The 12,928-nt window shown below is 61.2% G+C and carries 13 protein-coding genes; 9 read left to right on the plus strand and 4 right to left on the minus strand.

The genetic code is table 11. The features are described 5' to 3' along the window. The first annotated feature begins 209 nt into the window (after positions 1-209). The 5 genes from HBO12_RS05205 (at position 210) to HBO12_RS05225 (ending at position 6,124) form a co-directional block, all read left to right on the plus strand. The gene (locus HBO12_RS05205; RefSeq protein ID WP_170041666.1) at positions 210-2,132 is read left to right on the plus strand and encodes a sigma-54-dependent Fis family transcriptional regulator; all 1,923 of its coding nucleotides are present in this window, start codon (positions 210-212) and stop codon (positions 2,130-2,132) included. 385 nt (positions 2,133-2,517) lie between these two features. Then, complete coding sequence (locus tag HBO12_RS28310; RefSeq protein ID WP_262376925.1) at positions 2,518-3,615, plus strand: hypothetical protein; 1,098 nt, start codon at positions 2,518-2,520, stop codon at positions 3,613-3,615. 256 nt (positions 3,616-3,871) lie between these two features. Then, positions 3,872-5,221 (plus strand): UDP-N-acetylmuramate:L-alanyl-gamma-D-glutamyl-meso-diaminopimelate ligase, encoded by a 1,350-nt coding sequence (mpl, locus tag HBO12_RS05215; protein ID WP_170041667.1) that lies wholly within the window; start codon positions 3,872-3,874, stop codon positions 5,219-5,221. Then, positions 5,218-5,847, plus strand: coding sequence for a flavin prenyltransferase UbiX (ubiX, locus tag HBO12_RS05220; RefSeq protein WP_169951254.1), 630 nt, complete (start codon positions 5,218-5,220; stop codon positions 5,845-5,847). Before mpl ends, ubiX begins: the two co-directional genes overlap by 4 nt. Next, a complete protein-coding gene (locus tag HBO12_RS05225) occupies positions 5,840-6,124 on the plus strand; it encodes a YceK/YidQ family lipoprotein (protein WP_169951252.1) in 285 nt (94 codons plus the stop codon). The genes ubiX and HBO12_RS05225 overlap by 8 nt, the downstream gene beginning before the upstream one ends. Before the next feature lie 127 nt (positions 6,125-6,251). On the opposite strand, the gene HBO12_RS05230 is transcribed toward HBO12_RS05225, so the two are convergent. The 3 genes from HBO12_RS05230 to HBO12_RS05240 form a co-directional block, all read right to left on the minus strand. Continuing rightward, a complete protein-coding gene (locus HBO12_RS05230; protein WP_170041668.1) occupies positions 6,252-6,893 on the minus strand; it encodes an oxidoreductase in 642 nt (213 codons plus the stop codon). Positions 6,894-6,922: 29 nt separating this feature from the next. Beyond that, positions 6,923-8,641, minus strand: a complete 1,719-nt coding sequence (locus HBO12_RS05235; RefSeq protein WP_169951246.1) for a C13 family peptidase — start codon at positions 8,639-8,641, stop codon at positions 6,923-6,925. Positions 8,642-8,779: 138 nt separating this feature from the next. Continuing rightward, positions 8,780-9,235, minus strand: a complete 456-nt coding sequence (locus HBO12_RS05240) for a MaoC family dehydratase (protein ID WP_169951243.1) — start codon at positions 9,233-9,235, stop codon at positions 8,780-8,782. A 206-nt stretch (positions 9,236-9,441) separates the two neighbouring features. Here HBO12_RS05240 and HBO12_RS05245 point away from each other — a divergent pair, with 206 nt between their 5' ends. The 4 genes from HBO12_RS05245 (at position 9,442) to HBO12_RS05260 (ending at position 11,443) form a co-directional block, all read left to right on the plus strand. Next, positions 9,442-9,804 (plus strand): CidA/LrgA family protein, encoded by a 363-nt coding sequence (locus tag HBO12_RS05245; protein ID WP_057438999.1) that lies wholly within the window; start codon positions 9,442-9,444, stop codon positions 9,802-9,804. Then, positions 9,801-10,517, plus strand: a complete 717-nt coding sequence (locus HBO12_RS05250; RefSeq protein WP_076964939.1) for an LrgB family protein — start codon at positions 9,801-9,803, stop codon at positions 10,515-10,517. The genes HBO12_RS05245 and HBO12_RS05250 overlap by 4 nt, the downstream gene beginning before the upstream one ends. 21 nt (positions 10,518-10,538) lie before the next feature. Next, complete coding sequence (locus HBO12_RS05255; protein ID WP_170041669.1) at positions 10,539-11,129, plus strand: LON peptidase substrate-binding domain-containing protein; 591 nt, start codon at positions 10,539-10,541, stop codon at positions 11,127-11,129. A 107-nt stretch (positions 11,130-11,236) separates the two neighbouring features. After that, positions 11,237-11,443 carry a hypothetical protein gene (locus tag HBO12_RS05260; protein ID WP_170041670.1) on the plus strand — a complete coding sequence of 69 codons (207 nt, stop codon included), beginning with the start codon at positions 11,237-11,239 and terminating at the stop codon, positions 11,441-11,443. Position 11,444: 1 nt separating this feature from the next. Here HBO12_RS05260 and HBO12_RS05265 read toward each other — a convergent pair whose 3' ends face one another. Continuing rightward, positions 11,445-12,761, minus strand: a complete 1,317-nt coding sequence (locus HBO12_RS05265) for a bifunctional DedA family/phosphatase PAP2 family protein (protein ID WP_169951229.1) — start codon at positions 12,759-12,761, stop codon at positions 11,445-11,447. Positions 12,762-12,928 lie beyond the last annotated feature (167 nt).

Genomic DNA, 12,928 nt, shown 5'->3' on the forward strand with positions numbered 1-12,928 from the left:
TGCCTTGCAGGCCAGGTAAATCAAGGGTTCTGGGTTTGTTGCAAGGCGTTGTTGTGACAGGTCTGGTACAGCCTGTGTGACACTTTGTGCCATGCAAGGTACAGCCTGTGACCCATGGGTCGCCCCGGGATTGCAATGCGCCAAGGCCTGGAGGATGCTGGGTGCCCCGGTCCGCGGTGTGTCCCACGCAACAGGAGAACAATAAGAATATGCACAACGATCATTTCAGCCGCCATGCCCGGCAAGTCCTGACGGTCACCCGTGGGCAAGACCCGCTGCACGGTCCCGGCAGCGACCCCTCGATTGCCCGCTCCTGGCTGCGCTGCCTGGAGGATTACCACCTTGACCCGGCCCTGACCGTCGCTCCCACGGTGCTGGAGCATGATCGCCTGCTGGAAAGCCGCGAGCGCCTGCAACAGGTGCTGCACATCGCCGGCACTGAAATGAACAATTTGCATCAACAGCTTTCCGGCGCCGGGCACGCAGTGCTGCTGACCGATGCGCGAGGGGTGATCCTCAATTGCGTCACTGCGCCCAGCGAACGCAAGGTGTTCGAGCATGCCGGCCTGTGGCTCGGCGCCGACTGGAGCGAGGCCTGCGAAGGCACGAACGGTATCGGCACCTGCCTGGTGGAGCGCCAGGCCCTGACCATTCATCGCGACGAACACTTTCGCGGGCGCCATACCGGGCTGACCTGCTCGGCCAGCCCGGTGTTCGACCCCCATGGCGACCTGCTGGCGGTGCTCGACGTGTCCTCGGCCCGCGAAGCGGTGTCGCGCCAGAGCCAGTTCCACACCATGGCGCTGGTCAATCTTTCGGCGAAGATGATCGAGAGCTGCTATTTCCTGCGCCACTTTGAAAACCACTGGCTGCTGCGTTTCCACCTGCAGGCCGAATCCGTGGGCCTGTTCAGCGAAGGACTGTTGGCGTTCGACGGTGAAGGGCGGATCTGTGCGCTCAACCAAAGCGCGCAGAACCTGCTGGGCCAGCCACGCGGACGCCTGTTGGGCCTGCCGGTGGAGATGTTTTTCGACTGCACCCTGGATGACTTGCTTGGGCGCGCCAGTTCCAACGCCAGCGCCAGTTGGCCCTTGCGTACCCGTGATGGGCGCGGCCTGTTTGCGGTGCTGCGTGGCGAAGCCCGGCGCGCGCCCAGCCCGGTAGTAGCGCCGCCGCCCAAGGTCGAGCGGCCGCACTTGCCGGGCATCTGCCTGGGCGATGAGGCGCTGCAGAATGATTTTCGCAAGGCCCTGCGGGTTTTTGAGCGCGACGTGCCACTGCTGATCAATGGCGAAACCGGCTCCGGCAAGGAGGCCTTCGCCAAAGCTGTACACCACGCCAGCCAACGCGCCGACAAAGCCTTCGTGGCCCTGAACTGCGCGGCCATCCCGGAAAGCCTGATTGAGAGCGAGCTATTTGGCTACCGCGGCGGCAGCTTCACCGGCGCCCGCAAGGAAGGCATGCGCGGCAAGCTGCAACAGGCCGATGGCGGCACCTTGTTCCTCGACGAGATCGGCGACATGCCCCTGGCCTTGCAGACCCGGCTATTAAGGGTGCTGGAAGACCGCTTGGTGGTGCCCATTGGTGGCGAGCCGCAGGCGGTGAACGTGCGCATCATCAGCGCCACCCACCGGGACTTGCTGGCGCGGGTCGCCAACGGCACCTTCCGTGAAGACTTGTACTATCGCCTCAACGGCCTGGAAGTGGCGTTGCCGCCGCTGCGCGAACGCAGTGACAAGTCCCAGCTACTGGACTTTCTACTGGCGCAAGAAGCAGACGGACAGGCGATAGCACTGGCTGTCGAGGCTCGTCAGGCGCTGCTGGATTATTCCTGGCCGGGAAACGTGCGCCAACTGCGTACGGTGCTGCGCACACTGGCCGCCCTGTGTGACGGTGGGCGCGTTGGGCTGGACGACTTGCCGGCGGTCATCCGCCAGGTTCCTTCTCAGGCACATATCTCCGTACAGCGGGGCAAGCAACCTTTGGAGGACGCCGAACGCTTGGCATTGCTGACCACGCTGGAGCAGCAGCGCTGGCATATGACCCTGGTCGCGGAGCAGTTGGGCGTTAGCCGCAATACGCTGTATCGCAAGCTACGCAAGCATGGCATCGCTCTGCGCTCAGCGGGCTGAATTGAGACGAGGGCAGCGCCAGCCCTCTTGCGCCTTTCTTGGCGCATTCAGTCGCGCGTCGGCGCCGTACGGGTTAAATCTGTAGTCAACCGGCTTTTAGATAAGTGTGTTTTAACTTGGGGGTGTGAGGTTTTTTGTTGGAAGTGAATGTGAAGTAATTATTTAATGCGGGCGTTCTGCTTTTTTAAGCTTGAATCTATTGCCGCTAATGTGGAATGTTGCGAGTTGTAATGACTGCTTTAATTTCCCTGCTCAGTGGAACTGAACGCTAGTTTATTCGTACTCAAGGTGAAAGGACGGTTCATTATTTTAGAGCGATTGGCTCTAGGCGTAGGCAAGTTTTGTTCAGGCGTCATGAACGTATTTTTACTATTGAGGTGATGATATGAATGTTACAGGTTTGCCTGTTTCGGTTCCGTTGCAAGTGAAAGATTTAATGCCTGGTATTTCCAATCAACAGGCGTCAGCCAGTACCCAAGGTGCTCCGAATTTAAATGAAGTAGCGGATGAGTTACAGGCCCAGGGCTCCAGCGCGGCCAATAGCACGGGTGAGCATTCGGGTGATGGTTCTATGCGTGTTAAAAGAGGGTTTAAAGTCCGTGGTTTTCCCAGGGGAATGACCTCGGTCAGTCTTAATTCGCCCAAAATCCCAACTATTGGGCTCGAAGGCAAGTTTGTACCTACATCAAGTTTGGGCCCCCGTGTGCCTGTCGGCCCTCGCAACAGCAAGGCAATCAGTGACTTCAGGGAGATTGCGTTCAAGACGCAGCACCCCGGCTCATCGCTCTCTGGGCCGGCAAAGCCCGTGGTCGCACAACCCAAGACATTTGGTGATGTGGCAGCCAACCTGATTGCGGCAGATCGTCTAGTCAAGGCGGGTGTGTTTAAGACCGATACTTCCCTGAAGACTGTTACCCGTGATGCTTTTGTGAATGCTTCTATAAATGGGCTTGTCAGCACGCCGTTGAGTGTTGGCACTTACGCGGGGTCTGTCTGGAGTGGTGAAAGTATCAAGGGCAGTTTTACCGCTTCTACCCCATTACTACCTCCTGCTCACCTGCCAGCCCCGAGTAAACTCCCTAATGGCGTGGCGGCAGCAGGTAGTACTGGGTCGCAAGACGCCTCAATGGTGAGTTTGCGCCTGGAAAACGCCGAGATAAAATATTTGTATGCGGCTAATACGATCCAGACGTTAGCTGAAGGTGGCGAAGCCGCGGCTCTTGGAAAAAGCCCGAACTGGCCAACCGAGACCGATGCTCGCCTTGACACTCTCGAGAAACTGTACGGTGCAGCAGAGAAAAACCTGGAGGCGGTCGCCACGCAAAACGATTTTGTTTTCAGGCCCTACAAAGCAGAAGCGACGCCCGGGACCCAAGATGCTGCTGGACGATTAGACGCGCTTGATAAAAGGAATGAAGCGATCAATAAAGGGATTGGCAGGTTAGTGGCCATTCGAGAGTTGGAGACGCAGCGCAAAGAATGAGGGTTTTTAAGTAAGGCTTTCTTGTTTTCGATTCGTTAGTTTGAGTGTGATTGTATATTTCCTTGAGTCGCTTTCCAGGCCCCGGTGTTGTAGGGAAGTCCCGAACTCCGGGCCTGATTTCAGCTTATAAACACCCAATGGCGGTGGGTCCCGGCTAGCCACGATCAATGACTGAAAAGATCGCACGTCAATCGCTAAAAGAGTGCGATTTTTCCCACCCTACGCTAACCTGCCTCGATGTTTTACGAGGTCGACTATGCACATTCATATTCTCGGTATTTGCGGCACCTTCATGGGTTCGATGGCGGTCCTGGCCAAAGAGCTGGGTCATCATGTCACCGGCTCCGATGCCAACGTCTATCCGCCCATGAGCACGCAATTGCAGGCCCAGGGCATTGAGCTGACCCAAGGTTACGACCCGGCGCAGTTTGATCCGGTGCCGGACCTGGTGGTGATCGGCAACGCGATGTCCCGTGGCAACCCCGCCGTGGAATACGTGCTGAACAAAGGCCTGCCTTATGTTTCCGGACCGCAGTGGCTGGCTGACCATGTGCTGCAAGGCCGTTGGGTGTTGGCGGTGGCCGGTACCCATGGCAAGACCACCACCAGCAGCATGCTGGCCTGGGTGCTGGAACACGCGGGCATGAGCCCCGGCTTCCTGATTGGCGGCGTACCGCAGAACTTCTCGGTGTCGGCGCGCCTGGGCGATACCCCGTTTTTTGTTATCGAAGCCGATGAATACGACAGTGCGTTCTTCGACAAACGCTCCAAATTCGTTCACTACCGCCCGCGCACGGCGATCCTGAACAACCTGGAGTTCGATCATGCGGATATCTTCCCCGATCTGCCGGCCATCGAGCGGCAATTCCACCACCTGGTGCGCACCATTCCCAGCGAAGGCCTGGTGATTCATCCCACCACCGAGCCGGCCCTGCAGCGCGTGATCGAGATGGGCTGCTGGACCCCGGTGCAAACCACCGGCGCGGGCGGGCAATGGCAGGTCAAGCTGTTGAGCGAGGATGGCTCCAAATTCGAAGTACTGTTTGAGGGCGAGGCCCAGGGCATTGTCGATTGGGACATGACCGGCCAGCACAACGTTGCCAACGCCTTGGTGACTCTGGCGGCAGCCCGGCATGTCGGCGTGGTGCCGGCCATGGGCATTGCCGCGCTGAGCGCGTTCAAGAGCGTCAAGCGGCGTATGGAAAAGGTCGCTGAAGTGAATGGGATTACCATCTACGACGACTTTGCCCACCACCCCACGGCGATTGCCACCACCCTCGACGGCTTGCGCAAGCGTGTCGGCGATGCGCCGGTGATCGCGATTATCGAGCCACGCTCCAATTCCATGAAACTGGGCGCGCACCGTGATGGCCTGCCGGAAAGCGTCAACGATGCCGACCAGGTGGTGTGGTACGCGCCGGCCAACCTGGGTTGGGACCTGGCAGCCGTGGCCAGGCTTTGCACCGTGCCCTCGATTGTCAGCGACTCCCTGGAAGGCATCATCGAACGGGTCAAGAGCCAGGCCAAGCCCGGTACCCACGTGGTGATCATGAGCAATGGCGGCTTTGGCGGCCTGCACGGCAAACTCGCCGAGGCGCTGCGATGAACGGGCCGGAGCGCATCACCCTGGCGATGACCGGCGCGTCCGGCGCACCTTATGGGCTGCGCTTGCTCGATTGCCTGGTGCGCGAAGACCGCGAAGTGCATTTCCTGATTTCCAAGGCGGCGCAATTGGTGATGGCCACCGAGACTGATGTCTCGCTGCCGCCCAAGGTGCAGATGATGCAAGCCTTCCTCACTGAATACACCGGTGCGGCGGCGGGGCAGATCAAGGTCTATGGCAAGGAAGACTGGATGTCACCGGTCGCATCCGGTTCCGGTGCGCCAGCGGCGATGGTAGTGGTGCCATGTTCCACGGGCACCTTGTCGGCGATTGCCACCGGGGCGTGCAACAACCTGATCGAGCGCGCGGCGGATGTGACCTTGAAGGAGCGCCGCCAGTTGATTCTGGTGCCGCGCGAGGCGCCGTATTCGAGCATTCATCTGGAGCACATGCTCAAGTTGTCGAACATGGGCGTGACCATCTTGCCGGCGTCGCCAGGCTTTTATCACCAGCCGCAGACCATTGATGACCTGGTGGATTTTGTGGTGGCGCGGATTCTCAACCTGCTGAACATCCCTCAGGACATGCTGCCGCGCTGGGGCGAGCATCATTTGAGCAGCGATGAATAAAACCCTGCTGATCGTGCTGGCGCTGCACCTGACGGGCTGCGCCACCGCACGCACCCTGGATGCGGCGAAACCCGGTGCGCCGGTGGTGTATGCGGGCACGCGCCTGGATCTGTATGCGATGCAGGGTGGTTGCTGTGCGATGGATCGCTTTGGTGCCGAAGCGCCGAGCTATCCGGGCCTCGACCTGCCGGCCAGCGCGCTGCTCGACACGCTGCTGTTGCCGCTGTCGGCGTTGACGGTATTGGGGGTTGGGTTTAATGCGACGGGTGGGTTGTAGCCTGTAGCGGTGGATGTTGTGTGGGCGGGCCCCATCGCAGGCAAGCCAGCTCCTACAGGTGATCGGTGAATACATTCATGTGGGAGCCGGGCTTGCCCGCGATGAGGCCCGCCCGGTCAGCGCAGATTCACTTGCCGAGCTTACGCAACTCATCCGACTCGACAATCCGCACCCCATCCTGCTCTTCCAGCGCCAGGCGCCACATGGCCCGGGCCAGTTCGCACACTTCGATGCCGCGATACTTGCCGGGAATCAACCGCGACAACGGCCCCGCAAGTTTCTCCGCCAGGCGTGTCTCCAGGCGTTCGCCCAGTAGCAGCGAAGGCCTCACGATGGTCAGTTGTGGCCAGCCCTGGGCCTGCAGGGCCTGCTCCATCTCGCCCTTGACCCGGTTATAGAACACCGAGGATTTGGGGTCGGCGCCTATGGCGCTGATTACGATCAGGTGCCGTGCGCCCATGTCCCGGGCGCGCTTGCCGAATGCCACGACCAGGTCCAGGTCAACCGCGCGAAAGGCCTGTTCGGAGCCAGCCTGCTTGAGGGTGGTGCCCAGGCAGCAGAAGGCCAGGTCGACCCGGCCGCTCAGTTGTGGCAGCAATACGCTGGGGTCGCCGACCGGGTTTTCCAGGTGCGGGTGTTCTGCCAGCGGGCGGCGGCTGGGCGCCAGTACGCGGGTGACGGTGGGCTCGTTGAGCAGGCGGTCCAGCAGATGTTCCCCGGTCAAGCCCGAGGCTCCGGCAAGCAATATATGCTGAGGCGTCAAGTACATGGTGTTTCCCCCCTTGATACAGTTTCAGCTTAGTTGCTCTTTGCTTCCTTGCTATTGATAGAGACGCTTTCCAGCGCCTTTCGTGCCTGCTGTTTACGCAATAATTGCCAACGCGCGATCACGCCCTTGGGCGCCCAGATCTGTGGTTCGGAGGCTTCGAAGTTGTCAGCCATTTCGCGCTCGGTCACATGCCGTTGCGCCAGCTTGAAGGCGTGCTGCAAGTCGTCGGTCTGGGTCAGGGCCTGGGCAAACAAGGCGTCGCCGAAGTAGGTGAAATTGGCCTCTTCGGAGCAACCGAACGACACGCGATCGGCGCGGGAGGCGGTCATGATCAGGGTGTGCTCATCCTTGAGCGCCGGGATGAAACCACCGGAGTAACACGCGGAAATCACGATGACCTTGTCGCGGTTTTTCAGTGGTGCCATCACCGCAGCCAGTTCGTCGCTTGGCAGGTCGGCCAGCTCCATGCGGGGTTGGTCGAGCACCAGTTGGTGTTCATGGGTGCCGTGGCTGGTCAGGTAGATAAACACCAGGTCTTCGGGGCCGGTGCGCTCGGCCAGGGTCTGCACGGCGCGGCGCAGGCTTTCGCGGGTCGCCATCGGGCGGTCGGCGATATGGTCGCGGTGGTTGACCAGGCGGATCTGCCCGCGCGCGCCGAAGCGGCTGGCCAGCAGGTTGCTGACATAATCTGCCTCACGCAGGAATACGCTTTGCTTGCCGTCACCGGCCACCACCAGGCTGTAGAGCTCGACGGCCGGGGTGGACGCTGGCACGGCCGCGAGGGCGTCGTCGAGCAAGTGGCCCTGGGCCAGGACTCCGACTTCCAGGGCATCGGGCAACAGCTTGCCGTCGGCATCGCGTACGCGCAGGCCGTTGGCCCAGGTCCCGGCCTGCACCGTGCCATCGGTGAGCACCAGGGTGCCCTGGCCGTGATAGCTGTCGTTGTCGAAACCGCCGATATAGAAGCTGCCATCACTGAGGTTCAAGCGCCCTTGACCGGTAAAGCGCCAGTCACTGAAGTGCCCGATGTAATGGCTGCCATCCACGCCAGTCAGTTCGCCTTTGCCACTCAGGGCGCCTTCGCGGAATTCGCCGGTCCACACGTCGCCGTCGGCGTTTTCGTAGCGGCCCTTGCCGTTGAGCTGGTTCTGTTTGAAGTGGCCGATGTACATGTCGCCTTCGGCGCTATTGAAGGTGCCGTTGCCTTCCAACTGGCCGTCGACGAAGCGCCCGCTGAACTGGTTGCCGCTGTCGTCGTTGCGCTGGCCTTCGCCGTTGGGTTTGCCGTGGGCGAACAGGCCCTGGTATTGGCTGCCGTCTGCCAGCTCCAGGCGGCCGAGGCCGGAATACTGGTCGTCCTTGAATTCGCCGCGATAGGTCATCTGCCCCTCTTTGAGGGTGCCTTCGCCGTTGCGCCGGCCTTGCTTGAAACCGCCGACGTAGGTGTTGGCCGCTGTGGTCAAGGTGCCTTGGCCATCGAACAGGCCTTGCTGGAACTGGCCTTTATAGACCTCGCCATTGCTGCCATGCCATTCGCCCTGGCCGTGCCACTGGCCCTTGTCGAATTGCCCGGCGTACCAACTGCCATTGGGGTAATCCACCCGGCCCTGGCCTTGCAGCAGCCCATCGACCACATCTCCGCGATAACGCCCGCCGTCCGGCAGCCGGGCATCGGGCGGCAACAGGGATTCGCCGTCGCCGCAAGCGGTGAGCAACAAGGCGAGAGCAAGGGGGACGATTGGGCGCATAGCGGGATCCGGATAATTGAGCGCCGAGTATGCCGCAGCGGGCGAAGCTATACCTAGTGGTCTATGTGTGAATTAGGACTTGTCGGCGATGGCGCGCCTGCTGGCGCTATCGCCGGCAAGCCGGCTCCTACGGGTGTATCAGACGAAGCACAGTGACAACGACTCGGCGATGTAGGCCGGTTTTTCCTGGCCGTCGATTTCCAGGGTGCAGGTGGCCTTGAGCAGCCACTGGCCGGGCTTTTTCTCGGTGGCGTCGGTGAGGGTCACCGCCAGGCGCACCTTGGAGTTGACCTTGACCGGCTGGATAAAACGCACGCTGTCCAGGCCGTAGTTGACCGCCATCTTCAAGCCCTCGGGCATGATCAGGATGTCTTCGATCAATTTGGGGATCAGCGACAGCGACAGGAAACCATGGGCGATGGTGCTGCCGAACGGGGTCTGGGCGGCTTTTACCGGGTCGACGTGGATGAACTGAAAATCGCCGGTCGCCTCCGCGAACAGGTTGATACGCTCCTGGTCGATGGTGAGCCATGCGGAACGTCCCAGTTCCTTGCCGACATAATCATTGAGTTGCGCTACAGGTACGAAGGGCATTGCGACTCTCCTTGGTTCATCGATCTCTCCCTGGCGGCGCGGGCACGCGTGTACCGGCAGGGGTGTTGTTGTTTTAGGTAGATTGCAGAGAACCAATGTAGATCATCATGGGCAAATGGCCCGGTCAACCCACCATGCTTTTGGCGAATGCCAGTTCATAGGGGCGGCATGCTTATAATGCCCGGGGGCTTTTGGGGAGAAGGCGGATGTTGTTACGCGGTCTTACATGGTTGGTGTTGTTTCAATTGCTCGGCACGGCGATCAATCACTTGTTCCTGCCGGTCTTGCCGGGGCCGATTGTCGGCTTGCTGTTGCTGCTGGCGTACCTGGTGTGGCGCGGCGAGGTCGGTGAACCGCTGAGCCTCGCGGCCGGCAGCCTGTTGCGTTACCTGCCATTGCTGCTGGTGCCGCCGGCGGTGGGGGTGATGGTGTATGCCAAGGACATTGCAGCCGACTTCTGGGCCATCGTCGGTGCGCTGGTGTTGTCGCTGGTGATCGCCATGGCGTTTGTCGGCGTGCTCATGCAAAAACTGGTCAAGCGCCAGGCACAGCGGGAGGAGGGGCAATGACCTTCGATTGGCAGGGCGCGTGGGCGGCGGTCATCCACCATCCGTTATTTGGCATCGGAATCACCCTGGGCGCCTATCAACTGGTGTTGGCGGGGTTCGAGAAAACCCGCTGGATTTTCCTGCAGCCGGTGCTGGTCTCGATGTTGCTGGTGATCGGCGTGCTGCTGGGGTGTGGCCTGACCTATGTCGAGTACCGCAAAAGCACCGAAATCATGAGCATCCTGCTGGGCCCGGCCACCGTGGCGCTGGCGGTGCCGTTGTATCTGAACCTGCGACGGATTCGCCAGTTGTTCTGGCCGATTTTTACTACGCTGGTGGTGGGGGGCGTGTTTGCCACTGGCCTGTGTGTATGGCTGGGTTGGTGGTTTGGTGCCGAACACATGGTGCTGATGACCATGGCGCCCAAGTCGGTGACCTCGCCGATCGCCATGCTGGTGGCCGAGCAGATCGGCGGCGTCGCGGCACTGGCGGCGGTGTTCGTGCTGATCACCGGGGTGATCGGTGCGATGATCGGCCCGGCCTTTTTGTCGCGCCTGGGGGTGCATAGCCCGGAGGCACGGGGCATGGCCCTGGGCATGACCGCCCACGCGGTCGGCACTTCGGTGGCGTTGCAGGAGAGCGAGGAGTGCGGTGCCTTTGCGGCATTGGCGATGAGTCTGATGGGCGTGGCCACGGCGGTGTTCCTGCCATTGGCCGTGTCTTTAGTGATCTAAGTCGGGTTTAAGGAACGCTTTATGAGTCTGGCACTGTTCCCTCTCAATACCGTGCTGTTCCCGGGCTGCACCCTCGACCTGCAGCTGTTCGAGGCGCGCTACCTGGATATGATCAGCCGCTGCATGAAAAAGGACGAAGGCTTTGGCGTGGTGTGCATCCTCGATGGCCAGGAAGTCGGCCTGGCCCCGGACGGCTATGCGGTGATTGGCTGCGAAGCCCTGATTCGTGATTTCAAGCAGCAGGACAACGGTTTGCTGGGGATTCGGGTCGAGGGTGGGCGCAGGTTTCGCGTGCGCGAGGCCCAGGTGCAGCGCGATCAGTTGTTGGTGGCCGATGTCGAGTGGCTGCAAGAGCAGCCTGAACGAGCGCTGGACGAAGAAGATGCCGATCTGTTGGCCCTGCTTGAGGCCCTGGCGCAACACCCGATGGTCGCTTCGCTGGACATGGGCGCCGATGCGCAAGGCCAACAGGAGTTGAGCCACCGCCTGGCCTACCTGTTGCCGTTTACCGATCCCGACAAGATCGAGTTGCTGCAACTCGACGACCCCCAGCAACGCTTGGACGCCATTCAATTGCTGCTGGATGAGTTGCAGGGCGAGCTGTTCCCGTGAGCCTGGCAGGCTCGGATTTATCCGCGCCAGCTTGGGATTTTTCAGCGGTGCCGCGAGCCCATCGCCTGAAATAGTGGAGCCTCAGCCACCACTATCAGGGAATGAACATGATTCGATTGTCGCCATCGGAGCAATTGGTCTGGGACGCTTTTTTCGTCAGTGTGACCGCACAAGTGATTCAGCAGGCAGGCGAGCGTGGCCCGGAGTACATTGCCGAGCGCGCTGCGCAAATTGTCGATGAAATGTTGCTGGAGCGCCGGGAGCGCTGCGCCGAGCGGCGTTACGCTCCCGTGGATTGGATGACCCCGGCGTAGCTCAATAAGCGTAGCGCAGCAAGGCGTGGGAGGTGCCGGTCAGGGCAAAGAACCCCAGGACCGCCACGCATCCCGGAACGATCAACCACCACACCTTTGGCGCCATGGCCGGTAGCAGGCTGTGGCGCTGGCTCAAGGTCAGGCTGAAGGCGCAGACCGTCATGGCCAGCAAGGTGCCGGCGAGAATATCGCTCGGCCAGTGGGCCCCCAGGTACACCCGCGACAGGGCAATGGCAGCGGCCGGAATGGCGCCCAGCAGCAGCCAGGCCAGGCGCATGCGGGTCGGTTGGCCGCGACCGGCCAGCACCGCCAACGCGAGGAAGAAGGCAAACGAGCCCGAGGCGTGGCCGCTGGGCATGCTGAAGCTGGTCAGCGGGTCGACGAGGATTTCTGGCCGGCCGCGGGCAAAGAACAGCTTGCTCCCGGTATTGATCAGTGCGGCCCCGAGCAGGGTGGCGCCGACGAAAATCCCCTGGCGCCATTGGCGTGCCAGCAACAGCAGGCCGGTCAGCACCGCGCTGGCGACGAACATCTTCTTGAACTCACCCAACTGGGTGATCATCACCATGGCCCGGTCCATGGCCGGGCTGCGGTGTTCCTGGACCAGGGCCATCAAGCCTTGGTCAAAATGGTTCAGGTACGGGTAGCCGATAAACATCGCGATCAACAATGCCAGGCTGGCGCAGCCCATCCACAGCGTGGCCCGGCGGTGGCCGCGCAGGGTGCTGTTGAGGGCGATGCCGAACAATACGGCCAGGCAGGCGGCGACCACCCCGGCTTCGGGCCAGAACCCTTCGGGCAGCGGCAACCGAAACGCCGCACCGGCGGCCCAGCCAGGCAGCAGATAGGCTATTGACCAACCGGTGGCGGCCAGCACGCTGACGGCGGCAAAGCGCGGGAAGGGCATGTCGCACATCCCGGCGACCATGGGCAGCATCGGCCGCAATGGCCCAATGAAACGTCCTACCAGCAAGCTGACGATGCCGTACTTCTGAAAGTAAGCCTCGGCCCCGTCCATCCACTCGGGATGATGGCGCAGGCCGGGCAGGCGCCGGATATTCTGGTGGAAATGCCGGCCCAGGTAGTAGGAAATCCCGTCGCCCAAGAGCCCACCAAGCAGGCCCAGCAGCAGGGTTTCACCCAGGGACAGCGCGCCGCTGCCGGCCAGTGCGGCAATGGCGAACAGCAACACCGTGCCTGGCACGATAATCCCGGCGATGGCCAGGCATTCCACAAAGGCGACGATAAACACCGCCGCGGCCAGCCATTGCGGGTTAAGGGTCAGCCAGCCAGTAATGCCATCGAGCCATGGGCCCATACAATCTTCTCCATCAATGAACCGCTCCCGAATGGTTTATGCATCGTTCAAAACACTGGCGATCCCCTGTGGGAGCTGGCTTGCCTGCGATTGCGGTGAGTCAGGCGATATCACTGCCGCTGTCACGACGCTATCGCAGGCAAGCCAGCTCCCACTGGACTCGGTGG

The organism is Pseudomonas sp. WS 5059 (assembly GCF_012985525.1).
Classification (GTDB): domain Bacteria; phylum Pseudomonadota; class Gammaproteobacteria; order Pseudomonadales; family Pseudomonadaceae; genus Aquipseudomonas.

What these genes read in the sequence shown, in the direction of transcription:
- HBO12_RS05235 (WP_169951246.1), bottom strand. Translation starts at nt 8,641, where the DNA reads ATGCGCCCAATCGTCCCCCTTGCTCTCGCCTTGTTGCTCACCGCTTGC.
- HBO12_RS28310 (WP_262376925.1), top strand. Translation starts at nt 2,518, where the DNA reads ATGAATGTTACAGGTTTGCCTGTTTCGGTTCCGTTGCAAGTGAAAGAT.
- HBO12_RS05265 (WP_169951229.1), bottom strand. Translation starts at nt 12,761, where the DNA reads ATGGGCCCATGGCTCGATGGCATTACTGGCTGGCTGACCCTTAACCCG.
- HBO12_RS05225 (WP_169951252.1), top strand. Translation starts at nt 5,840, where the DNA reads ATGAATAAAACCCTGCTGATCGTGCTGGCGCTGCACCTGACGGGCTGC.
- HBO12_RS05205 (WP_170041666.1), top strand. Translation starts at nt 210, where the DNA reads ATGCACAACGATCATTTCAGCCGCCATGCCCGGCAAGTCCTGACGGTC.
- HBO12_RS05245 (WP_057438999.1), top strand. Translation starts at nt 9,442, where the DNA reads ATGTTGTTACGCGGTCTTACATGGTTGGTGTTGTTTCAATTGCTCGGC.
- HBO12_RS05260 (WP_170041670.1), top strand. Translation starts at nt 11,237, where the DNA reads ATGATTCGATTGTCGCCATCGGAGCAATTGGTCTGGGACGCTTTTTTC.
- ubiX (WP_169951254.1), top strand. Translation starts at nt 5,218, where the DNA reads ATGAACGGGCCGGAGCGCATCACCCTGGCGATGACCGGCGCGTCCGGC.
- HBO12_RS05240 (WP_169951243.1), bottom strand. Translation starts at nt 9,235, where the DNA reads ATGCCCTTCGTACCTGTAGCGCAACTCAATGATTATGTCGGCAAGGAA.
- HBO12_RS05230 (WP_170041668.1), bottom strand. Translation starts at nt 6,893, where the DNA reads ATGTACTTGACGCCTCAGCATATATTGCTTGCCGGAGCCTCGGGCTTG.
- HBO12_RS05255 (WP_170041669.1), top strand. Translation starts at nt 10,539, where the DNA reads ATGAGTCTGGCACTGTTCCCTCTCAATACCGTGCTGTTCCCGGGCTGC.
- HBO12_RS05250 (WP_076964939.1), top strand. Translation starts at nt 9,801, where the DNA reads ATGACCTTCGATTGGCAGGGCGCGTGGGCGGCGGTCATCCACCATCCG.
- mpl (WP_170041667.1), top strand. Translation starts at nt 3,872, where the DNA reads ATGCACATTCATATTCTCGGTATTTGCGGCACCTTCATGGGTTCGATG.